The organism is Arthrobacter zhangbolii (genome assembly GCF_022869865.1).
GTDB lineage: Bacteria > Actinomycetota > Actinomycetes > Actinomycetales > Micrococcaceae > Arthrobacter_B > Arthrobacter_B zhangbolii.
Genome location: NZ_CP094984.1, coordinates 1,056,416 through 1,079,184, shown reverse-complemented (window position 1 = coordinate 1,079,184; position 22,769 = coordinate 1,056,416). Strand labels below are relative to the sequence as shown.

General features: G+C 67.2%; 16 protein-coding genes, 1 tRNA gene and 1 pseudogene. 8 read left to right on the top strand and 10 right to left on the bottom strand.

The annotated features are described in order from the left end of the window. Positions 1–26: 26 nt before the first annotated feature. From MUK71_RS05075 to MUK71_RS05065, 3 genes are all read right to left on the bottom strand, one after another. Positions 27–1,010, bottom strand: coding sequence for a ribose-phosphate diphosphokinase (locus MUK71_RS05075; RefSeq protein ID WP_227904251.1), 984 nt, complete (start codon positions 1,008–1,010; stop codon positions 27–29). Further along, a complete protein-coding gene (gene glmU, locus MUK71_RS05070; protein ID WP_423724616.1) occupies positions 1,007–2,515 on the bottom strand; it encodes a bifunctional UDP-N-acetylglucosamine diphosphorylase/glucosamine-1-phosphate N-acetyltransferase GlmU in 1,509 nt (502 codons plus the stop codon). Before glmU ends, MUK71_RS05075 begins: the two co-directional genes overlap by 4 nt. A 79-nt stretch (positions 2,516–2,594) precedes the next feature. Further along, a tRNA-Gln gene (locus MUK71_RS05065) sits at positions 2,595–2,666 on the bottom strand. Positions 2,667–2,808: 142 nt separating this feature from the next. Between MUK71_RS05065 and MUK71_RS16305 the strand changes: the two are divergent. Further along, positions 2,809–3,393 (top strand): annotated as a pseudogene (locus MUK71_RS16305) (TetR/AcrR family transcriptional regulator); the annotation flags it as partial. 6 nt (positions 3,394–3,399) lie between these two features. Next, positions 3,400–3,846 carry an NUDIX hydrolase gene (locus MUK71_RS16300; RefSeq protein WP_227904572.1) on the top strand — a complete coding sequence of 149 codons (447 nt, stop codon included), beginning with the start codon at positions 3,400–3,402 and terminating at the stop codon, positions 3,844–3,846. A 3-nt stretch (positions 3,847–3,849) separates the two neighbouring features. Here the strand turns inward: MUK71_RS16300 and MUK71_RS05050 are convergent, their stop codons facing one another. The 3 genes from MUK71_RS05050 to rsmA are packed head-to-tail and all read right to left on the bottom strand — an operon-like array spanning position 3,850 to position 7,585. Then, positions 3,850–5,721, bottom strand: a complete 1,872-nt coding sequence (locus MUK71_RS05050) for an ABC-F family ATP-binding cassette domain-containing protein (RefSeq protein ID WP_227904250.1) — start codon at positions 5,719–5,721, stop codon at positions 3,850–3,852. A 6-nt stretch (positions 5,722–5,727) separates the two neighbouring features. Further along, positions 5,728–6,690 carry a 4-(cytidine 5'-diphospho)-2-C-methyl-D-erythritol kinase gene (locus MUK71_RS05045; RefSeq protein WP_227904249.1) on the bottom strand — a complete coding sequence of 321 codons (963 nt, stop codon included), beginning with the start codon at positions 6,688–6,690 and terminating at the stop codon, positions 5,728–5,730. A 10-nt stretch (positions 6,691–6,700) separates the two neighbouring features. Then, complete coding sequence (gene rsmA, locus MUK71_RS05040; RefSeq protein ID WP_227904248.1) at positions 6,701–7,585, bottom strand: 16S rRNA (adenine(1518)-N(6)/adenine(1519)-N(6))-dimethyltransferase RsmA; 885 nt, start codon at positions 7,583–7,585, stop codon at positions 6,701–6,703. A 248-nt stretch (positions 7,586–7,833) separates the two neighbouring features. On the opposite strand from rsmA, the gene MUK71_RS05035 reads away from it, so the two are divergent. Further along, positions 7,834–9,084, top strand: coding sequence for a helix-turn-helix domain-containing protein (locus MUK71_RS05035; RefSeq protein WP_227904247.1), 1,251 nt, complete (start codon positions 7,834–7,836; stop codon positions 9,082–9,084). Positions 9,085–9,087: 3 nt separating this feature from the next. On the opposite strand, the gene MUK71_RS16230 is transcribed toward MUK71_RS05035, so the two are convergent. Then, positions 9,088–10,227 carry a resuscitation-promoting factor gene (locus MUK71_RS16230; protein ID WP_279326971.1) on the bottom strand — a complete coding sequence of 380 codons (1,140 nt, stop codon included), beginning with the start codon at positions 10,225–10,227 and terminating at the stop codon, positions 9,088–9,090. Between the two features lie 357 nt (positions 10,228–10,584). Next, the gene (locus MUK71_RS05020) at positions 10,585–11,571 is read right to left on the bottom strand and encodes a TatD family hydrolase (RefSeq protein ID WP_227928905.1); all 987 of its coding nucleotides are present in this window, start codon (positions 11,569–11,571) and stop codon (positions 10,585–10,587) included. A gap of 149 nt (positions 11,572–11,720) precedes the next feature. On the opposite strand from MUK71_RS05020, the gene MUK71_RS05015 reads away from it, so the two are divergent. The 3 genes from MUK71_RS05015 to MUK71_RS05005 are packed head-to-tail and all read left to right on the top strand — an operon-like array spanning position 11,721 to position 16,638. Further along, positions 11,721–12,785: an AAA family ATPase gene (locus MUK71_RS05015; protein ID WP_227928904.1), complete on the top strand. Its 1,065-nt coding sequence runs from the start codon at positions 11,721–11,723 to the stop codon at positions 12,783–12,785. Positions 12,786–12,823: 38 nt separating this feature from the next. After that, a complete protein-coding gene (locus MUK71_RS16225; RefSeq protein ID WP_269436335.1) occupies positions 12,824–14,239 on the top strand; it encodes a DUF58 domain-containing protein in 1,416 nt (471 codons plus the stop codon). After that, positions 14,236–16,638, top strand: a complete 2,403-nt coding sequence (locus MUK71_RS05005) for a transglutaminase TgpA family protein (RefSeq protein WP_227928903.1) — start codon at positions 14,236–14,238, stop codon at positions 16,636–16,638. Before MUK71_RS16225 ends, MUK71_RS05005 begins: the two co-directional genes overlap by 4 nt. A 15-nt stretch (positions 16,639–16,653) precedes the next feature. Here the strand turns inward: MUK71_RS05005 and MUK71_RS05000 are convergent, their stop codons facing one another. Beyond that, a complete protein-coding gene (locus tag MUK71_RS05000) occupies positions 16,654–18,135 on the bottom strand; it encodes an NAD-dependent succinate-semialdehyde dehydrogenase (protein ID WP_227928902.1) in 1,482 nt (493 codons plus the stop codon). A gap of 146 nt (positions 18,136–18,281) precedes the next feature. After that, on the bottom strand, positions 18,282–19,106 hold the full coding sequence (rsmI, locus tag MUK71_RS04995) for a 16S rRNA (cytidine(1402)-2'-O)-methyltransferase (protein WP_279326976.1): 825 nt from the start codon (positions 19,104–19,106) through the stop codon (positions 18,282–18,284). A gap of 271 nt (positions 19,107–19,377) precedes the next feature. On the opposite strand from rsmI, the gene MUK71_RS04990 reads away from it, so the two are divergent. Next, the gene (locus MUK71_RS04990) at positions 19,378–20,880 is read left to right on the top strand and encodes a dolichyl-phosphate-mannose--protein mannosyltransferase (protein ID WP_227929045.1); all 1,503 of its coding nucleotides are present in this window, start codon (positions 19,378–19,380) and stop codon (positions 20,878–20,880) included. 42 nt (positions 20,881–20,922) lie between these two features. Then, positions 20,923–22,731 (top strand): AMP-dependent synthetase/ligase, encoded by a 1,809-nt coding sequence (locus tag MUK71_RS04985; protein WP_227928900.1) that lies wholly within the window; start codon positions 20,923–20,925, stop codon positions 22,729–22,731. The last annotated feature ends 38 nt before the right edge of the window (positions 22,732–22,769 follow it).

Here is a 22,769-nt window from a genome sequence, read left to right as displayed (position 1 = left end):
GCGCCCTGTCTGCGCAGCGGTACCGCTTAGACCTTGCCGTCGAAGAGGCTGGTCACTGATCCGTCTTCGAAGACTTCCCGGATGGCCCGGGCAATCATCGGCGCAATGGAGAGGACGGTGAGCTGCTCGAACCGCTTGGCAGCAGGGATGGGCAGCGTATTGGTAACCACCACTTCCCGCGCACCGGACTCAGCCAGCGTCCGTGCGGCAGGATCGGAGAGCACGGCGTGCGTGGCGGCGATGATGACATCCTTCGCGCCGGCTTCCTTCAGCACGCGTACGGCACCTGCAATGGTTCCGCCGGTGTCGATCATGTCGTCGATGAGCACGCAGGTACGGCCCTCGATCTGTCCCACTACCTGCTTGGACACGGCCTGGTTGGGCACAGTCAGGTCGCGGCTCTTGTGCACGAACGCGAGGGGCGCACCGCCGAGGCGTTCGGCCCACTGCTCGGCAACGCGGACGCGGCCGGTATCCGGGGAGACCACGGTGACGTTGGTGGCATCCACCCGGGTGCGGATGTAATCAGCCAGCAGCGGGATGGCCATCAGGTGATCCACCGGACCGTCGAAGAAGCCCTGGATCTGCGCGGTGTGCAGATCCACGCTCATGATGCGGTCCGCGCCGGCCGTTTTGTACAGGTCGGCGATCAGGCGTGCGGAGATGGGTTCGCGGCCGCGGCCCTTCTTGTCCTGCCGGGCATACGGGTAGAACGGGGAAACCACGGTGATGCGCTGGGCCGAGGCCCGCTTGAGCGCGTCGATCATGATCAGCTGTTCCATCAGCCAGTTGTTCAGCGGTGCCGGGTGGGCCTGGATCACGAAGGCGTCGGTACCGCGCACGCTCTCGTTCGGCCGGACGTAGATCTCGCCGTTGGCGAAGTCATACGCAGCCAGCGGCAGCAGATCCGTATCCAGGCAGCGTGCAATTTCCTCTGCCAGCTCTGGATGGGCCCGTCCTGTGGCTAGGACGAGCTTCTTTTCACCCTTGGAGGTGATTTCGCTGCTCATTCGTGGTCGCTTTCTCGCGTGGGGTTACCTGTGGGGGAAGAAGCTGAAAGGGCCGCTGCGGCGGCCTCTGCGGCGGCGGTGCCGGCCCGATTGGCCTGCACCCAGCCATCCAGGTTGCGCTGCGGGGCGACATTGATGGCCAGGGCACCGGCCGGGACGTCCTTGCGGACCACCGTTCCGGCTCCACTGTACGCCCCGTCGCCCACGGTGACGGGCGCCACATACATGTTGTCGCTGCCCATCCGCACGTGCGATCCGATGGTTGTGTGGTGCTTGTTGACGCCGTCGTAGTTGACGAAAACGGAGGCGGCACCGATGTTGGACTGCTCACCGATGGTGGCGTCCCCCACATAGGAAAGGTGGGGAACCTTGGAGCCGTCACCGATGTTGGCGTTCTTGGTTTCCACGAAGGTCCCGATCTTGCCCTTCACGCCCAGCACGGTGCCGGGACGCAGGTAGGCGAACGGACCAACGCTGGCACCGGCACCCAGGACCGCGTCGCTGCCGTGCGTGCGGACCACTGATGCGCCTTCGCCCACCTGGACGTCCGTCAGGGTGGTATCCGGGCCGACGACGGCGTCACGGGCGATACTGGTGCTCCCGTGCAGCTGCGTGCCGGGAAGGATGGTGACGTCTTCGGCCAGGGTTACGGTCGAATCGATCCAGGTGGTGGCGGGGTCCGTGATGGTAACCCCGGCACGCATCCACTTTTCCAGGATTCGCCGGTTATGTTCTGCGTTCAGGGCGGCCAGCTGGACCCGGTCATTGGCCCCTTCCACCTGCCACTGATCCTCCGTCACCATGGCAGCGATCCGGCCACCGGCATTCCGGGCGATGGCCAGGACATCGGTCAGGTACATCTCGCCCTGGGAGTTTTGCGTGGTGACCGATTCCAGGGCGCCGCGCAGCACGGCGGCGTCGAAAGCGTAGATTCCCGAGTTGATCTCATCCACCGCACGCTGTTCATCGGTGGCGTCCTTGTGCTCGACGATGCCGGTCACCGTGCCGTCTTCGGCGCGCAGCACCCGTCCGTAGCCGGTGGGGTCGGCCAGCCGGGCGGTCAGCACCGTCACTGCGTTGCCGTCTGTTTCATGCACGGCGACCAGGCTGCGCAGGGTGTCCGCTTCCAGCAGGGGTGCGTCGCCGTAGGTAACCACTACGGTGCCTTCGAGTGTGCTCACGGCATCCAGTGCTGAGACAGCCACCTGGACGGCGCGCCCGGTTCCCGGCACCTCGTCCTGGTCAACAATCACGGCCGCCGGTGCGTGGCCGGCAGCATGCGCGGCCACGATGTCGCGTTCGTGGCGCACCACAACGGCCAGGAAGCGCGGGTGCAGTGCCGATGCTGCGGCGAGGGCGTGTCCGAGCATTGAAATGCCGCCCACGGGGTGCAGGATCTTCGGGGTCCGGGACTTCATCCGGGTGCCGGCGCCGGCTGCAAGAACAATGACCGCTGCAAGCCCCTCCGCAGAATTACCGCTGGTCAGGACATCGTTGGTGGTCACGAAATGGCGCTCCTTGGTGGTACGGGCGGTCTCTGCGTCGCCGGCCGGGCTTCCCCGCCAGGGGTGCCGCAGCACAGCGTTCCGCCCATAGGATTCGAACCTATACTCCACGGCTCCAAAGGCCGGGGTGCTGCCATTACACCAGGGCGGATCATGTGCCTGGCTTGCCACGCACACAAGAGTTTAGTCTGCCACGGGAGCCGATGCGTACGCGAGTTGACCGGAGGGGCCCGCCGCCCGATGGGTACACTGGAGCGGTGGTAAAGACTCCCGCCGGCGGCGCACGGCTGCGTATGACCGGCGTCCAGCGCCGTGCCCAGCTGATCGAAGTGGCACGAAGCCTGTTCGCCCTGCGCGGTCTCGACGGCGCAACAATCGAAGAAATAGCCGCCGCGGCTGGCGTGTCCAAACCCGTGGTGTATGAGCATTTCGGCTCCAAGGAGGGGCTTTACACCGAGGTGGTGGACGCCGAGTTCAACCGTCTCCTGCAGGTGATCACCGAGTCACTGACCGGCCCGTTCGGTCCCCGCGTCCTGTTGGAGCGGGCTGCCTATGCGCTGCTGGATTACATCGAGAACCACACCGACGGTTTCCGGATTCTCACCCGGGATGCACCGCCGTCCCAGCCCGACGGCACTTTCTCCACGCTGCTCTCGCGGATTGCCCGGGACGTGGAACACATTCTGGCCAAGGAGTTCGGCAGCCGCGGCCTCAGCGCCGAGGTGGGCGGCATGTACGCCCAGATGCTGGTGGGCATGGTGGCCATGACCGGACAGTGGTGGCTGGACTCCCGGACTCCGGACAAGGCAACCGTGGCTGCCCATTTGGTGAACCTGTCCTGGAACGGCCTGACTGGCCTGCAGAAAGATCCCCGGCTCTCCCACATGGACACCGCCGTGGCCGCCGGGGGCCTCCCGGACACCGCTCCGGCGGTCCTGCGCATCTCGGCTGTGCTGGTGAGCGATGACGCCGGCCGCATCCTGCTGGTCCGCAAGCGCGGGACCAGCCGGTTCATGCAGCCCGGCGGCAAGCTTGAGCCCGGAGAATCGTTTGCCGCTGCCGCGGCCCGCGAGGTAGGCGAAGAGCTCGGACTGGCTGTCCCTGCCGCCGGCCTCGAGGATCTGGGGCACTGGTACGGCCCCGCCGCCAATGAAGAGGACACCTTCATTGATGCCGGCCTTTTCGGCTGGACCCTGCCCGCCGGGAGCCCGCAGCCGGCCGCTGCGGCGGAGATAGAGGAACTCCTGTGGATTTCGCCTGCAGCCGCGGCGGAGCGCACCGATTTATCGCCGCTGCTCAGCGAACATATCCTGCCGCGGCTGCTGGATTAGCTCCTATTCCAGCAGCTCGGAAGCCTCCAGCCACTGCATTTCCAGATCCTCCTGCTCCGCAGCCACGGCCTGGAGCTTGGTGTTGAGTTCGGCAAGCAGTTCAAAATCGGCTCCGGCCGAACGCTGGGTCACCTCGCTCATCTGCGCATTGATTTTCTCTGCCTGGGCCGTCAGCTTGCTGAGCTGACGCTCAATCCGGGTGAGGTCCTTTTTCGCTGCGCGCTTCTCGGCTTCGGAGATCTCCGGGCCGGCTGCCACAGCCGTCGCGGTGCCGCCTGCAGCGCCGGGGCGGGATGAACCGGCGGCTGCTGCCCGGGCGGCCTGGGAAGAGCCGCGGGCCGCCGTCGAAGAGGATGAATTCGCTGCCAGCGCCTGCTCCCGCAGTTCCAAATACTGATCCACGCCGCCTGGCAGTCCGCGCAGCTTCCCGTCGCCGAGCAGGGCCATCTGGTGGTCCGTCACGCGTTCGAGCAGATAGCGGTCATGCGAGACGACTACGAGGGTGCCGGGCCAGCCGTCCAGCACGTCCTCAACCGCGGCGAGGGTGTCGGTATCCAGGTCATTGGTGGGTTCGTCCAGCATCAGTACGTTCGGTTCGCCCACCAGCAGCCTCAGCAGCTGCAGCCGGCGGCGCTCACCGCCGGAGAGCTCCTTCACGGGCGTCCATTGGCGCTGTGCCGAGAACCCGAGCTGTTCCACCAGCTGTCCGGCCGAGAGCTCGCGCCCGCCGACATTGAAGACGCGCTTTTCGTTTTCAATGACCTCGATGACCCGCTGGTCGGCGACCTCATCCAGCTCGCGCACTTCCTGGGACAGCACGGCCGTCTGGACGGTCTTGCCGCGCTTCAGCCGGCCGGCAGTGGGCTCGATCTCACCGTTCAGCAGCCGCAGCAGCGTGGTTTTCCCTGCGCCGTTCACGCCCACCAGTCCCAGCCGCTCCCCCGGCGCCAGGCGCAGGGTGATGTTCCTGAAGAGGTCCATGTCCCCGAACCGCAGGGACACGTTCTCCAGGTCCAGCACGTCCTTGCCCAGCCGGGCGGTGGCCATTTTATTCAGGGACAGGGTGTCACGCGGTTCAGGCACGTCAGCGATGAGGTTGTTGGCTGCTTCAATGCGGAACTTGGGTTTGGCGGTCCGTGCCGGCGCGCCCCGGCGCAGCCAGGCCAGTTCCTTCTTCACCAGCTGCTGGCGTTTGCTCTCCACCACGGAGGCCATCCGGTCCCGTTCGGCGCGGGCCAGCACATAGGCGGCGTATCCGCCGTCGAACGGATCCACGACGGCGTCGTGGACTTCCCAGGTCCGGGTGCAGATTTCGTCCAGGAACCAGCGGTCGTGGGTGACTACCAGCAGCCCGCCGTCGGTGGGGCGCCAGCGCTGCTTCAGGTGCCGGGCCAGCCACGCCACGCCTTCCACATCGAGGTGGTTGGTGGGCTCGTCAAGCATGATGACGTCGTCGTCGCCGGTAAGCAGCTTGGCCAGCGCCACCCGGCGCTTCTGGCCGCCGGAAAGGGAGGATACCCGTGAGTTCCAGTCCACTTCCTGGACCAGCCCGCTCATCACGTCACGGATCCGGGGGTTCGAGGCCCACTCGTAGTCGGCGGCGTCCCCCACGATCGCCTGCCCGACGGTCAGGTCCCCGTCCAGCACGTCCGTCTGGTCCAGGTAGCCCACGGTGACGTCGCGGCGCCGGGTGACCCTGCCCTCGTCCGGGGTCTGGCGTTCGGCCAGCAGGCTCATGAGCGTGGACTTGCCGTCGCCGTTGCGTCCGACCATGCCGATCCGGTCGCCCTCCTCCAGGCCGAGGGAGACGCCGTCGAGGATGGTGCGGGTGCCAAAGGAAATGCTGAGGTTCTCAGCACCAAGCAGGTGTGCCAATCGGAACTACTTTCTGTACGTCGGTGATTCGGGGGCGGCCTCCGGAAGGACGACGGCGCCGGCGGCCGGGCCGTGAACGGCGAGTGCGCCATGTCCCTCGGCACGCAGAGCGGCGGCCAGGGCTGCCGCACCGGTTTCATCGGAGGCGAGGAACGCAAGGGTGGGTCCGGAGCCGGACACCATGCCGGCCAGGGCGCCCAGCCGGGTCCCGGCCGCCAGAACGGGTTCCAGCTGCGGTGCCAGCTCCAGGGCCGCCGGCTGCAGGTCATTGGCTAAAACGCCGGCCAGCTCCCCGGGGTTCCCGGAGGCGATGGCCGCCAGGACGTCCGGATCCGCCTGAACAGGTTCGGCCACGGCAGTATCCGCGCGGAGGCGGTCCGTCTCGGCATAAACCTTCGGGGTGGACAGACCGTAGCCGGCCGGGACCAGGACCCAGTGCAGCGGCGCCGCCGCCGCGACCGGAGTCAGCCTGTCCCCCACGCCCAGTCCTGCTGCGACCCCGCCCATCAGGGAGAACGGTACGTCGGCTCCGAGGCCGGCTGCGAGTTCAGCCAGCTCACGGCGGCTGAGGCCGGCGTTCCACAGTTCGTTGCAAGCCACGAGGGCAGCTGCGGCATCGGCCGATCCGCCGCCCATTCCGCCGGCAACCGGCACTCGTTTGGCGATGTGCAGGTGGACGCGGGGGCTGCGGCCGGCACGCTTCGCCACGGCACGCGCCGCACGGGCGGCCAGATTATCCGCGTCCTGCGGGATGCCTTCGAGCGGAACCCGGCCGTCCGGGTCACTGAGGCTGACCCGGACCCCGTCCCCGTCCCACTCCGTTGCCGTAACTTCCTCAAAGAGGGACACGGCCAGGTAGATGCTGGCGACGCTGTGGTAGCCGTCCGGCCTCGGCGGACCGACCTTGAGGGAAACATTGATCTTCCCGGGAGCCTGCACACGGACGGAAGCGGATGGGGCCGGGGTCATCGTGCTTTCCTCAGGCAAGGAGGGCCTTTCGTGCCTCGGCGATGCGGGCGAAGGCGGCGATGTCCAGGACCTCGCCGCGGGCGCTCGGATCCACGCCGGCGGTGCGGAGGGCTGTCTCCGCCTCGGCCGGGCTGCCTGCCCACCCTGCGAGAGCGGCGCGCAGCGTTTTGCGGCGCTGGGCGAACGCTGCATCGATTACGGCGAACACTTCCTGCCGGCTGGCGCGGGTCTGCGGCGGGTCGTGGCGGGTGAATCCCACCAGCCCGGACGCGATCTTCGGAGCCGGCCAGAAAACGTTCATGCCAATCACACCGGCCTTGCGCATGGTGCCGTACCAGGCTGCCTTGACCGAGGGAACACCGTACGTTTTCGAGCCCGGCTTGGCGGCCATCCGGTCCGCCACCTCATCCTGGACCATTACGAGGCCGTGCTGCAGCGAAGGGAAGTGCTCCAACAGATGCAGCACCACCGGAACCGCCACGTTGTAGGGCAGATTGGCAACCAGTGCCGTGGGCTGGGCAGGCAGTTCGGTGATCCGCATGCCGTCGCCCAGGACCACGTGGAGCCGGTGCGCGGCTTCCGGGCGGCGTTCAGCCACGGTAGCGGGCAGCCTGCCGGCGAGGACGGGGTCAATTTCCACCGCCACCACCGTTTCCGCGGCGTCCAGCAGGCCGAGGGTCAGCGAACCCAGGCCGGGACCGACCTCAAGGACTGTCTCCCCCGGCTGGATATCCGCTGCCGCCACAATCCGGCGGATGGTATTGCCGTCAATAACAAAGTTCTGTCCGAGCGTCTTGGTTGGCCGGACGCCAAGTTCCTCTGCCAGCGCCCGTATATCCGAGGCGCCAAGGAGCGCAGGGACCGATGATCGGGGGGCAGGTTCGGATTCACTCACCCAGTAATACTAGCGGAGCGGGGGTACCCGCCCGAGCCGGCAGGCATCCCCGGGGGCCGCCCACGGCCGGTCCCGACGGCCCCGGATCCCCGGGTCAGGACCTGGTCCCCGTCGAGGAAAAACCAGTTGGCTGGTTTACCCCCGAGAAGCGCTTTATGCTCTGCCCCAGCCATTCCCCGACCGGTAGCATCGAGCGCACCTGCGGCCCCCTACAGCGTGCCGCATACCCGGGGATTGGCGGGAACGGAATGGGCAAATCATTCGGTGAACAGCTGCGCTCGGAACGCTTGGACCGGCGCCTTACACAGGCAGAACTCGGAAACGGCATCTATGCGCCGCATGAGATATCCCTCTACGAAACCGGCAGGCGGGAACCCGCGCCGCGAGCGGTCGAGCTGTTCGCCGAGCGGCTCGCTGCTGTACCGGGACGTGCCGGCCCCTGGCCGGGCCGGCTCCAGGACAGCCCGTTGTTTCTGGCTCTTTCCGCCAGGCAGTGCCTGGATGAACGCGATTACACGGAAGCCCTTCGGCTCTCCGGTGCAGCCGCGGGTGCGTCGCGGACCATCGGTGATTCAGCAGGCTGGTGGGCGATGACCTATCTGGGCGCCCGCTGCCTGCACACGGTCCATGCTTTTCGGGACTGCATCCGGGAGACGGCACTGCTGGCGTACCACCCGCTGGCCGGGGAGGAACAGGGACTGAAGGCACAGGCGGAGACGTTGCTCTCCTCGGCCTGGCTCGGGCTCGGGGACCTCGGCGCGGCCATCACCCACGCCCGCGCCGCCGTCCGGGCAGCGCACGGCCAGGGGCTGGGGCCGGAAGTGTTCCTTGACGCTTCCGAGGCCCTGGTATGTGCGCTGGCGGAAGCCGGCCGGCTGGATGAAGCCTGGGAGTACTGCAGCACCCTTATGCTGCCCCTGCTCGAGGGAGGGATGGGGCGTCAGGCCAAGGGGAAGGCGTTCTGGGCCGTCGGGAACGTGGCCTTCCGGTGCGGAGATCCTGCCGGCGGGCTCCGGCACCACCGTGCCGCGGCGGGCCTGCTCCAGCCAGGGGCCGACGTCGAACTGTGGGCACGGTTCAACAGTGGCACGGCTGCCATGCGACTGGCTGCCGGGATCCATGACGGCGAGACCCTGGCGTGCATTGAGCATGCCGAGGCGGCCACGGCCGTGGTGGGGCTGCCGGTCTCAGCGCAACTGGAACTGGTGCACAGCCGTGGCATCTGGCTGGACCTGAACGGCGACCATACGCTGGCCGTAGGGATGCTCTCCGACGTTTACGCCCGGCGGGAGGAACTCCCGCCACAGACTTCCGGCGAGGTTGCCCTTCACCTTGGACTGGCCCTGGCGCGCACCGGCCGGCCCGAAGACGGCTCGGCCTACCTGGCCGACAGTGAGCAGCGCTTCCGGTCGGTGGGAGCCGCGGACCGCGCTGCTCATGTGGCAGGTCTGGCCCACCGGGTCAGCACCGGGCGCATCGGGCCGGGCCTGCCGCGGTAGGTGTTAGAGCAGGCCCAGCTTGGCTGCGCAGGACGGCCAGTGGCCCCAGCCCCCGTTGGCACGCAGCTTTTCCGCCACGGCTATCTGCTGCTCCGGTGTCGCAGCACTGGCCACGGGCGCGTATGCTCCGCCGCCGGCGCCGAGCCAGCTGCCGCTGCTGAACTGCAGGCCGCCGTAATACCCGTTGCCGTTATTGATGTGCCAGTTGCCGCCGGATTCGCACTGTGCCAGCGCAGCCCAGGTCCCTGAAGAGGGCGCGGCACCGGACCCGGCCGCCGGCTTGGCTTCAGGGGCAGGACGTTTCTTGGTGCCGGTGGCAACAGCCTCGGCTACCGGCTCACGGGTAACCGTTTCGCTGACCAGCGTGCGGCTGACTTCACGTCCGTCGACTACCGTCACTGCGAAAACGCGGGTGCGTTCTCCGTCCACGCCTGCCGTAGTGACCTTCTTTTCGCCTTCAAACATCTCGGCGTCGGGAACCTCTGCTGTGGAATGCGGAAGGGCTTCCTTCTCGGTTTCCTCCACGCCGGCGGAAATCCGGGTGACCTTGATGCCCATACCATCCACCAGGGCCGCATCTGCGGGCGCGGATACCTGGTCGGCGGCGCCCAGAACGACGCCGGACTCGTTCAGGAGTTCCCGGACGCTGGTGGCGGTGGTGTTCCGCTCGTGGCTCTTGCCGTCCACCGTCACGAAGACCGTTTTGGGTGTGGAAATCGACACTCCGCCGGTGAGTCGTGCCAGCGACGTATCCAATGATGCCGAAACCGCGGAATTGGAGGCGACCCGGAGCTCACTCACCAGGTCCGCGACGGTCTCGCCCGTGGTGTGCACAGTGGTCCCGTTGCCGTCGAGGGTGACATCCACGGCGCGGGCGCGCTGGACCTCTACCGTGGTGCCGTCTTCGAGCGCCTGGGCGGGCTCGGGGCTTACCCGGTCAGCGGAGGTTAGGGAGATATCGGCTTTTTGCAGGACGTCGGCCACTGTGCCCCCGAAGGTCTGCACTTCCTGGCTTTCGCCGTCAACTGTCAGCACTACCGATTTGGAGGCGCCGACAAACGCGACCAGCCCCAGCACCAGACAGACCATAACGGCGGCCTGCGCAATGATCTTTACCCCACGCTTTGCGAGTGAATTTGCCACGGGTTCCCAAACTGTCACAGCATCCGGGCACGGGGATTTAAGTGCGCGGACGCGGCTGCCCGTTTCCTGCCGAAGGCAGGAAGGAACCCGCGCCTGACACAGGCATAGCGGCATAAGGTCCCCAACCCGTCACGGCGCGGCAGTCACGGTACACGGCCGCAACAACCCCACGCCTGCTGACGCAGACAGGGAACCTGCAATTCCCGCGTCGGAACACCAGGTTCCGTTCGCGGTCTTGACACCAAACTAGTCCGGATGCCTTCCCCGACCCCGGCTAATAGCTCCCTACCGTAACCGAACCGTGATGTAAGGGCAAACGAGGTGTCCGGGCTCCCGTCTTCCGGTACCTGCCCGCGCCTACCGCTCCGGATGGGCTCCGCGGGTGCCGCCGGGAGCAGTTTCCGCGGTCGCGTCCACACTCCGGGTATCCGTCCAGGAGCCGTAGGCCCGCTCGGTATTGGCCGCCAGGGACTCCCCCAGTTCGGCCGCAGTCAGGTCCAGCCGGTCAGCCATGAAACGCACCGTGTAAGGAACCATGTAGCTGGCATTCGGGCGGCCCCGGTGCGGATGGGGCGTAAGGAACGGGGCGTCGGTTTCAACCAGGAGCAGGTTCCTGTCAGCCTCGGCGAGCGCCTGGTGCAGGCCGTGCGAGTTCTTGAACGTCACTGTCCCGGAGAAGGACATGTACCAGCCGTTCTCGTTGCAGATCCGAGCCAGTTCCGCGTCGCCTGAGAAACAGTGGAACACCACCGTCCCCGGGGCGCCCTCCTCCTTCAGCAGCCGCACGACGTCGGCGTGGGCATCACGGTCGTGGATCTGCAGTGCGAGGCCGAGCCGCTTGGCGATGTCCATGTGCCGGCGGAACGAATACTGCTGGCGTTCGAGTCCGTCCTCGCCTGTCCGGAAATAATCCAGCCCGGTTTCCCCGATGGCCCGGATCCTCGGATGGGCTGCGAGCGCTTCAATTTCGGCGAGCGCCGTGTCCAGGGTTCCCTCCGCCGCCAGCTGCGGGGCGTCATTCGGGTGGATGGCCACTGCGCCGAGGAGCCTGCGATCGGCGTCGACTGCCTTCGCGGTAAACCGGGAGGATTCCAGATCCGTTCCTACCTGGATGGCGCCCTTCACCCCCGCGGCCTCGGCCGCGTCGAGTGCTGCCCCGAGGGCGACCCGGAAATCACCCGCCGGGAAGTCGAAGTGGGTGTGATTGTCCATGACCGGAACCGGCAGCGGTTCCGGAGCGGGCGGGTAGCCCTTCCCCTTATGCCGCACCGCATCCGCGCCGATTCCTTCCGGAAGGTAGGCTGCCGGTGTGCTGCCCGGAACATATCCGCTGCATTTACTCATGTTCTTAAGCCTAAGGGAGCTTGTACTCTGGACGGACAAGTCCCGCCGGCGGCTGCTGGCCTGTCCGGGGTTCGGATAATGCGCCAGTATTCAGGACCTTGCAGCCGCTCACGGCTCTTGCCGCCTAATGCCCAGCACGGAAGGTGTCCATGGACGCTCCAATCCCCTCTGCCGCCGCGGCGTCCCTCCACGGTCTTCCTTCCACCGGCTCATCAGCAGGCACTGCGCTCCACTCCCCGACCTATGCCGCGGATCCCGAATCCTTCCAGCACCAGGCGGCCGGCATCCTGTCAGCAATCGGGACAGTGATTGACGGGAAGGAGGAGGCCGCCCGCCTTGTCCTCACCGTGCTGCTGGCGCAGGGGCATGTGCTGTTGGAGGACGTGCCCGGAGTCGGGAAGACCATGCTGGCCAAAGCCCTGGCCCGGACCATCGACTGCACGGTCAGCCGTATCCAGTTCACCCCGGATCTGCTGCCCTCCGACGTCACCGGCGTGTCCATCTACAACCAGGACAGCCACCGCTTCGAGTTCCGGCAGGGCCCGGTGTTCGCCAACGTCGTGATAGCGGACGAAATCAACCGGGCCTCCGCCAAGACCCAGTCCGCGTTGTTGGAGTGCATGGAGGAGCAACAGGTAACAGTGGACGGCGGCACTCACCGGCTGGCCGCCCCGTTTATGGTGGTGGCCACACAGAATCCCATTGATATGGAGGGCACCTATCCGCTGCCCGAAGCCCAGCGTGACAGGTTTATGGCCCGGATTTCACTTGGTTACCCGGATGCCCGGTCCGAAGCGGACATGCTGGAAAACCACCAGGTGGGTTCGCCCCTGGAAGGCATAGCCCCAGTGGTGGATCTGCACGAGACACAGGCGATGATTGCCCGCGTGCGTGATATCTACGTGTCGGCAGCCGTCAAAGATTACACGGTGGCGCTGGGCCGGGCTACCCGCGAGCATCCGGACCTGCGTCTGGGGGCCAGCCCGCGGGCACTGCTGCAGCTGCTGCGGGCGGCCAAGGCCATGGCGGCGCTGGACGGCAGGGATTTCGTCCTGCCCGACGACGTCGCCGGGCTGGCGGATTCCGTGCTTGCGCACCGCCTCCTGCTGCACCGCAGAGCGGCCGGTGCCGGTGAAAGCGCCTCCAGCTGCATCGCTGCCGTTATCGACTCCGTTCCGGTTCCCCGAACGGCCCCGGAGCGCTCACGCCGGTAACAGCCTGCGCCCCGCTCCCCGCCAAGTGAAAGGCAGCCATGCAGATTCCCTCCCTCACGGGCTTATTCACGCCTCGCGGATGGGGCCTGCTAAGCGCCGGGGCCGCGTTCCTTCTGGCGGCAGGGGTGCTCGGGCGCAGGGATCTGCTTGCTGTTGCCGTCCTGCTGATGGGGCTGCCGCTTGCCGCCGCGGTCCTGCTGCGGCTGGCCAAGCCGGGCTTCGATGTCGAAAGGACCTTCACGCCGCCGCTGACGGAAACCGGCACGGCAGCCACAGTGCAACTCAGCATCCGCTGCCGTGGGAGCCAGATACCCTCAGCGACCATGCGTGAGGGACTTCCGCTGCGTTTCGGCCGGAGTCCGGAATTCCATTTCCCGTCCGGTCTGGCCGTTGACGGCAGAGCCAGCACCTACGAATACCGGTTGCGCTCAAGCCGGCGCGGGCTGTACGCCATCGGCCCGGTCACGGCGGAGTTCCTGGACCCCTTCGGCCTTGCGAAAACGGTCCACACCCTGGGCGGGACCGACCAGCTGGCTGTTGCCCCCGCACCCCAGGATCTGCCGGTGCTCGCCCTGTCCGGGGCAAGGGGAACCGAGGGCACCTCGCCGAGCAGACGCCGCGGCACCCCCAGCGAAGACGACGCCACCACCCGCGAGTACCGGTACGGCGACCCTATGCGCCGCGTGCATTGGCCCGCGACAGCCCGGCACGGCGAGCTGATGGTGCGGCAGGAAGAACCCGTCACGGCACCTACCGCATCCATCCTGCTGGACCAGAGGGCGGCAGCCTACGGTGCGGGAGCTCTGCCTGGCTCCGATGATTCCCGGGAACTGCTGACCACCGAGTCCTTCGAGTGGGCGGTTTCCGCCGTCATCTCCGGCGCCGTCCACTTCTCCGACGGGGGCTACAGCGTCCGTTTCGTGGATGAGTCCTCGTCCCCCGGCCTGCTGCACTCCCCTTCCGCGGTTGACGCTGATGAATCCGGGTTCGGCGGATCAGACGGCGTACACAACCTGGCGGAGGGCCTGGCCGGTCTGGGTCTGCAGCCCGCGGCCCCCGCACCGGCCCAGACGGCGGATCCCCTTCCCGCAGAGCCGTTCGGCGACACCCTGCTCGACGGTCTTGCCGGCGGACGGACGCCCGGTCCGTTGCTGATGATCGGCGGACGGCTCACTACGTCGGAGGCCACCGCGCTTGCCGGAGCAGCACGGTACTCGCCCCAGCCCCTGGCCCTGCTGGTCACCGACCGGCCGGCGGACCTCCGTCCGGTGCTGAGAATCCTCCGTGAGGCAGGCTGGGTAGCCGCGGCCGTGGCCCCGGCAACACCCATAGCATCGGCCTGGGCCCTTCTGGACCGCGACCGCGACGGTACCGGCGCGGCAACTCCGGCCGCGCACGCGGGTGCCGGACCCCGGCGGAAGCCCGGGCCCGTTGTTGAAAGCACGTTCTCATGACAGCAGTGCTTAACCGCCCGGCGCCTGACCCGCAGCCGCACCGCCCTGCCGGTCCCGGGCGGCGCACAGCCCCGGGCCGCGGTTCGGCGAACCTCGGAGTGGGCGCGGCAACGGCTGCCGCCGTGCTGTTGTGTTCCCTGAGCCTGCACGGGGTGATTGAGGGCTGGTCCTGGCTGGCGCCGCTGGTCCTGGCGGTCCTGCTGCCCCTGGCGGCCACGGCGGGAGCGCGGCGACTGGGCCTCCCGCTTCCGGTAATCCCGGTTGCCGGCGTCGCCGCCCTCATCATGACGCTGACCGGACTGTTTGCCTCATCCGTATCACCGCTCGGCTTCCTTCCCGGGCCCGGTACCCTGGCGCGGGCCGATGCCCTGCTGCTCGAGGCAAGGACCATCATCATCACCGAAGTCACCCCGGTCCAGGCGCTCCCCGGCATCGTGTTCCTTTGCTGCGCCGGGATAGGACTCGTGGCGGTCCTTTCGGACACCCTGGCAGCGACGCTGCGCATGCCTGCAACTGCGGGACTGGGCCTGGTCGCGGTGGTGATGATCCCGGCGGTGCTGCTGCCGGAAAGCCTCGGCGCCGGGTACTTCACACTTGCTGCTGTTGGCTACCTGCTTGTGCTGGGCGCCGGGGCCCGGCGGGAACACCAGCCGGCCGTTCCGGGTGCCGGCCCTCCCCGTGGCTGGCTGGGCCGGTGCGCCGCCGTTTCGGGAGCCGCTCTTATTCTGGCCCTGATGCTGCCACTGGTACTGCCGGGGTTCACCGCGGGCGCCTTCCCGCAGGGGACCCGCTTCAATTTCTGGTCAGGAACCACGGGGCTGAACCCTGTTGTCACACTGGGAAATGACCTGCGCCAGCCGCAGTCGGCCGGGCGGATAACCTATGCGACATCCTCCGATGAACCGGTCTACCTTCGCTCCACCACGTTGGAGGATTTCTCCGGGAGCCGTTGGGCACCTGATCTGCGCACCGGGGAACGCCGTAACGGTGTCTCGGGGATGGGCAGCGACGGCGGTTCCAGTCTCTCCGACAAACGGGTGGTAACCCGGATCAGTTCGGATACTTATTCCAGTCCCTGGCTGCTGGCCCCCTACTATCCGGTGGGCGTCACCGGCGCGGAGGGCTCATGGTCCTGGGATCCGAAGACCATGACCGTGCTGAACGACGACGATGACGGGCCCGCGCCGCAGGCTTACCAAGTGGTCAGCGTGTTAGCGGCACCGACCCCGCAGCAGCTTGCCGTGGCCCCTCCGGTGCCGGAGGGGACGGTGGATCCGGTCTTCACCGAACTGCCTGACAGCCTGCCCGGCAACATTGCCGAAGCCACCCGGGAAGCCGTCGGGTCCGCGGGCACACCCTATGCCAAAGCCATGGCGATCCAGGACTACCTGCGCAGCGCTGAGTTCAGCTACTCCCTTGATGCACCGGTTGACGGCGGCTATGACGGAAACGGGCTGGACGTCCTGTCCAAATTCATGGACCGCAAGGCCGGGTACTGCGTGCATTTCGCAGCGGCGATGGCGGTTATGGCACGGCAGGAGGGGATCCCCAGCCGCATGGCGCTGGGCTACGCACCGGGGCGTTCCACCGGCAAGGACTCCGAGGTGCCCGGACCCGGCGGAGAGTCCATGCGCCTGTTCGAAGTGGATTCCACGGATGCCCACGCCTGGCCGGAACTCTACTTCGAGGACGCCGGCTGGGTGCGCTTTGAGCCCACCCCCTCGCGCGGGTCCGTGCCCGACTATGCCCAGCAGCAGGCGCAGACACAGCCCAGCACCAATCCGCGCGCTGATGAAGATCCGAGGATCGGCGAAGCAGTACCCGCACCCCGGCCAACACCGAGGGAAACGCCGCTGGCACCCGAAGCCGTACTGGAACCTGCTGAGACCGGCAGCACGGCCTGGCTATGGACGGCCGCTGCGGTACTGGCAGCCGCGGCTGCCGCCTGCACGCCGTGGAGCCTGCGCCGGCTCCGGACGCTCCGCCGCCGCAACGCCTCCACCGTGAGCAACGCTGCGCGCTCGGCCCCCGTCTGGGACGAGCTGGCTGATCTGGGACAGGACTACGGTTACCCGGGGCAGGTCTCCGATACGCCGCGCAGCTACGCCGACAGGCTGGGCCGGCAGGCCGGGTTCAATGCCGGAGCGCAGGAAGCCCTGGACCGAATCCGCCGCGCCTACGAGGAGGAGCTTTATTCACGAGCTGCCCGGCAGGCGCAGGGGACACAGCACGGGCAGCCCCCACCCGGCCAATCCGGTACGGCTGTGCGGTCACCCGCCGCCGACTGGTCCGATATCAGGACCGTGGAATCTGCCCTAGGCCGGACGGCCCGGCTGCCGGACCGGCTGCGGGCCAGATTCCTGCCGCCGTCGCTCGCGGTGCGCTTCCGCCATGACTGACGACGGCGGCGGCACCTACCCGGCGTAGGGATCGGCAATACCGGTGTATTGCGTGTACAGGTACTCTTCAATCCCCTCCGCCCCGCCCTCACGGCCCAGCCCCGACTGCTTCACGCCGCCGAACGGAGCTGCGGCGTTCGACACCACGCCGGCATTGAGCCCCAGCATCCCGGATTCGAGTTTCTCGCCGATCCGGAGCCCCCGGTTCAGGTCGCTGGTAAAGACGTAGGACACCAGGCCGAACTCCGTGTTGTTGGCCAGTGCCACCGCCTCGTCCTCGGTCGAGAACGTCACGATGGGCGCTACGGGTCCGAAGATTTCCTCCTTGAGGATCCGGGCGTCGGGTGCAACGTCCTTCAGGACGGTCGGCTGGTAGAAATAGCCCGGGCCTTCTTCAGGGGCGCCGCCCACCAGGGCCCGGGCACCGCCGTCGAGCGCATCCGTCACGAGTGAGTGCACCTTGTCCCGTGATTTTGCATCGATCAGCGGCCCCACCTTGGATTCGTCCTCGGTGCCGCGTCCGGTGGTCATGGCGCCCACCCGGGCGGCGAACCTCTCCGCAAACTCATCGGCCACCGTGTCCTGGACAATAAACCGGTTTGCCGCGGTGCAGGCTTCACCCATGTTCCGCAGTTTCGCGGCCATGGCGCCGTCCACCGCCTTGTCCAGGTCCGCGTCCTCGAACACCAGGAAGGGCGCGTTCCCGCCAAGTTCCATGGAGGTGCGCAGCACGTTGTGCGCCGCATCCCGGATCAGGCCCTGGCCCACGGCGGTGGACCCGGTGAAGGACACCTTGCGCAGCCGGGGGTCCTTCAGGATCGGGCCGGTCACGTCCCCGGCCGACGTTGTGGACACAACGTTCAACACGCCGGCCGGCAGCCCGGCCTCCATCATCACGGCTGCAAACAGCTGGGACGTCAGCGGCGTGAGCTTCGCCGGCTTCAGCACCATGGTGCAGCCGGCCGCCACGGCCGGGGCGATCTTGCGGGTTGCCATGGCCAGCGGGAAGTTCCAGGGCGTAATCAGCAGGCACGGGCCTACCGGCTTTTTGGTCACCAGCAGCCGGGATTTGCCGTCCGGGGAGGTGCTGTACCTGCCGGAGACTCGAACCGCTTCCTCGGAGAACCAGCGGAGGAACTCTGCACCGTAGGTCACCTCGCCCCGGGACTCGGCCAGGGGCTTGCCCATTTCGAGAGTCATCAGCAGGGCGAAGTCCTCGGCGCGTTCGGTCACGAGCTCAAAGGCGCGCCGCAGGATTTCCCCGCGCTCGCGCGGTGCCGTACGTGCCCAGGATTCCTGTGCCGCCGCTGCCGCGTCCATGGCCAGGCCACCGTCTTCGGTGGAGGCATCGGCAATGCTGAGCAGCACCTTGCCCGTGGAGGGATCCTCGACGTCGAACGTGGCCCCGCCGGCAGCATCCCGCCACTCGCCGTCAATCAGCAGGCCGGTGGGGACCTGTGCCAGCAGTTCGGCTTCACGGTGTGCGGGAATACCCATGGGGGCGCCTCCAGAAATTCGTAGGGTGCGGCGCGGACGGTGCCCGCGCTACCCTTCACCGTAGGCTTCGGGCACTCACCCTGTAAATGCGAGGGTGCACTGCACCAAAGCGGCTCCGCTGTGCAGGTGCCCAGCCGGGACCGGGTTCAACTCCGCGCTTCAAGCACCGCTGAATACAGTTCGCGCTTACTGATCCGGGCCTCTTCGGCCACGGCTGCCACGGCTTCCTTCAACCGGAGTCCCTGCTCGATAAGCGTGTTGACAGCCCCCACGTGGTCGGCTGCCTGTTCAGGAGCCGCGTCCGGTGCGCCTTCAACCACCACGGCAATCTCTCCGCGGACGTCACCGGCTTCGGCCCACTCCAGCAGCTCGCGCAGCGGGCCGCGCAGTACCTGTTCGTGCAGCTTGGTCAGTTCCCGGGCAATCGCTGCCCTCCGGTCGCTGCCAAACGCAGCATCGAGTGCCCGAAGCATCGGTTCCAGCCGGTGCGGGGCCTCGAAGAACACCATCGTGCGCTGTTCACCGGCGAGCTGGGCCAGACGGGTGCTGCGCTCCCCCGGCTTCCTGGGCAGGAACCCCTCAAAGCAGAACCTGTCCGTGGGCAGTCCGGACAGCGCCAGCGCCGTAAGCACCGCCGAGGGACCCGGCGCTGCGGTCACTGTCAGTCCTTCCGCAGCCGCGGCTTCGACCAGACGGAAACCCGGATCGGACACGGCCGGCATGCCCGCGTCAGTGACCATCAGAAGGGTGGCGCCGCCACGCACCATCTCCAGCAGGTCAGCGGTCCGGGAAGCCTCGTTGTGCTCGTGGTAGCTGATGATCCGGCCGCGGGTGGTGATGCCCAGGGCACTCACCAGCCGGTGCAGCCGCCGGGTATCCTCGGCGGCGATGATGTCGGCGCTTTCAAGCAGTCCGATCAGCCGGTTGGTGGCGTCACCCATATTGCCGATGGGGGTCGCGGCCAGGACAATCTGCCCGGAGCCTGCGCGCTCAGATGCGGCAGTACCTGCCGTAGTACCGGTTTGGTTGCCTGATTTCTTGCTCGAGTCCACCCTCCAACCCTACGCGACAGGCTATAGAGTGGTGCGCGTGAGTCTCACCGGAACCGTGAAAGCCCGCCGTGAGGCCGCGCCGCTGCTGGAATCTCCCCAGTCGGCGTTCAGCTTTGAGTCCCTGCGGAGCCGCCTGCTGGGCAGCACCCTGGTGCCGCTGGGAACCGCCGGATGGCTGCTGCCCCTGGTGATGGCCGTTCTGGGCGGAGTGCTGCGCTTTGTGCGCCTCGGCGAACCGGGTTCCCTCGTCTTTGACGAGACCTACTACGTCAAGGACGCCTATTCGCTGCTGCAGTCCGGGTATGAACGGGAATGGCCGGAGAACGCCAACGATTCCTTCAACGCGGGTCAGCCGGGCATCCTCCTGGACAGTCCCGAATACGTAGTCCACCCGCCCGCGGGTAAATGGATGATCGCCTTCGGCATGGCGCTCTTCGGCTCGGACAATGCCTTTGGCTGGCGTTTCGGCGCCGCGCTGGCGGGCACCCTGACCGTCCTATTCGTAGGCCTGATTGCCGCCCGGCTGTTTTCCTCCGCCGCGCTCGGTGCCGTCGCAGGGCTCCTGCTGGCCGTTGACGGGCATCATCTTGTCCATTCGCGCACCTCTTTGCTGGATGTCTTCCTGACGTTCTGGGTGGTGGCCGCGTTTGGGGCGCTGCTGCTGGACCGCAGGGACGGCCGGCTGCGGCTCGCCCGCCGGCTGGCCCGTTTGTACGGCAGTCCCGGCACGGCGGGCGGGCCTCCGGGCACCGTCCCCGCGCCGCGCGGGGCACTGCTGTACGGACCGTGGCTCCTCTGGCGTCCATGGCGGCTGGTTGCCGGAGCCTGCCTGGGGCTGGCCGTTGGCACCAAATGGTCCGCTCTGGCCTTCGTCGCCGTTTTCGGGCTGATGACGGTGCTGTGGGATGTCAGCGCCCGCCGGGTTGCGGGCATCCCCGGGTGGGAAGGAGCACTGTTCCGGGACGGCATCCCGGCGTTCCTGACCATCATTCCCACCGCCGCCCTCGTATATCTGGCCACCTGGACCGGCTGGCTGCGTTCCGAGGACGCCTATGACCGGCAGTGGGCCGCGCAGAATCCGGACGAGGGCTGGAGCTGGCTGCCCGCATCGCTGCGTTCCCTCGCGGAGTATCACCGCAGCGCCTATGCCTTCCATAACGGGCTCAGCTCGGAACACAGCTACTCCTCCACCGCGTGGACCTGGTTGTTCATGGGCAGGCCCACGTCCTTCTTCTATGAGGGTTCCTCCGCCGGCGAGGACGGCTGCCTGGCGGACAGCTGCTCCACTGCCGTCACCTCGGTGGGTAATCCGCTGATCTGGTGGGGTGCCGCCCTGGCGCTGGTGGTGGTGCTCTTTTACTGGATAGGGCGGCGTGACTGGCGCGCGGGTGCGGTCCTGTCCGGAGTGGCGGCTGGATACCTGCCCTGGTTCGCCTATCCTGAACGGACCACATTCTTCTTCTACGCGGTCTCCTTCGAGCCCTTCCTGGTCCTGGCCCTGGTGTATGTCCTGGGGCTGGTTCTGGGCCGGCGCTCCGACAGCCTGCCGCGGCGACGGGCAGGCCTGCTGGTGGTCGGCTGCTTCGTGGCGGGTGCCGTCCTGCTCTCGGCATTCTTCATGCCGGTCTGGACGGCGGAAACCATCCCGTATTCTGACTGGCGGCTGCGTATGTGGATGCCCAGCTGGATTTAGTCTCGTTACCCATGTGCCCCGGCACAGAAAGAGAGGGCCTAAGTGCGCGAGTCCGCCACTGACCTCCTGGTCCGCCTTCCCGCAGATTCCAACGTCACGGATCTGCTGCTCCAAATGCACCAAAAGGATCCATCCCGGGTTCTGTACGCCGTAAAAAACGGCACAGAGTGGGAGGACGTCACAGCCGACCGGTTCCTGACCGAAGTCTCCCGGCTGGCCAAGGGCCTGATCGGTTCGGGGATCCGCCCGGGCGACAGCGTTGCGGTGATGTCCCGGACCTCCTACGAGTGGACCGTGGCGGATATGGCGAACTGGTTCGCCGGCGCCGTGACCATTCCGATCTACGAAACCTCCTCCCCGTCCCAGGTTGAATGGATCCTCGCGGATTCCGGTGCCCGGCACGTGTTTGTTGAGGATGAACGCAAGGCAGCCGTTGTCCAGGCAGCCGTTTCCGCCCTTGACGGGGAGTTTTCCATCTGGCTGATGAACGACGGCGACGGTGCCGACTCGCTCACCGGCCTGGCCGCAGCCGGCAGCAGCGTCAGCGACGACGCCCTGGAGGCTGCCCGCAGCACCGCCAATCTCGAAGACACCGCTTCCATGGTCTATACCTCCGGCACTACGGGACGTCCCAAGGGCTGCGAAATCACGCACGGCAACTTCGCCCTGTTCGGCGTCAACATCATCGAAGTTCTCCCTGAGATGCTGAAGGTCCCGAATCCCACTACCCTGATGTTCCTGCCGCTGGCCCACGTGCTGGCCCGCGCAGTGCAGGTCGGCTGCCTTCACGCCGGCGTGAAGGTGGGTCATTCCCGCAGCGCCTCGGACCTGATGAGCGATCTCAAGTCCTTCTCTCCAACCTTCCTGCTGGCCGTGCCGCGGATCTTCGAAAAGATCTACACCGGCGCACAGGCGTCCGCGGAAGCCGCCGGCAAGGGCAAGGCGTTTGCCGCGGCCTCCGCCACGGCCATTGCCTACTCGGAAGCCAAGGACTCTGCCGCGCGCGGCGGCCGCGGGCCGTCCGTGGCACTGTCCCTGAAGCACAAACTGTTTGACCGGCTCTTCTACCCCAAGGTCCGGGCAGTCCTGGGCGGCAATGCGGAATTCGCCATCTCCGGTGCCAGCGCACTGAGCCCGACGCTGGCGCACTTCTTCCGCGGCTGCGGCGTGACGGTCCTGGAGGGTTACGGCCTCACCGAGACCACCGCCCCCGCGAGCGTCAACCAGGTGGCCCGCACACGGGTGGGCACCGTGGGCCTGCCCATGCCCGGCACCACCATCCGGATTGCCGACGACGGCGAGGTCCTGGTGCGGGGCGCAGTGGTCTTCAAGGGCTACCACCGCAACCCCGAAGCTACCGCCGAAGCGTTCGACGGTGACTGGTTCCGGACCGGCGACGTCGGCGAGCTCGACGACGCCGGATTCCTGCGCATCACCGGGCGGAAAAAGGACCTGCTTGTCACCGCCGGCGGCAAGAACGTGGCACCCGGCCCGCTGGAGGAAAAGATCCGCGAGAACCGCCTGGTTTCCCAGGCGATCGTCGTCGGTGAAGGCCGCCCGTTTGTCTCGGCCCTGATTACCCTTGATGACGAGGCGCTGGAAGCCTGGAGCCGCGAAAACGGCGCCCCCACCGGTGTTGCCGGCGATGATCCGCGGGTGCAGCAGATCCTGCAGGACGCCGTGGACGCGGCCAATGCGACGGTGTCCCGGGCAGAGCAGATCCGTAAGTTCACGGTTCTGCCCAAGGACTTCACCCTGGAGTCCGGTCACCTCACCGCAACCCTCAAGCTGCGCCGGAACGCCGTGATTGCGGATTACTCCGACGAGGTTGAAAAGCTCTACGCCAAGTAGCACCGCTGCGGCCCGAGCACAGGAAACCCCCGTACCGC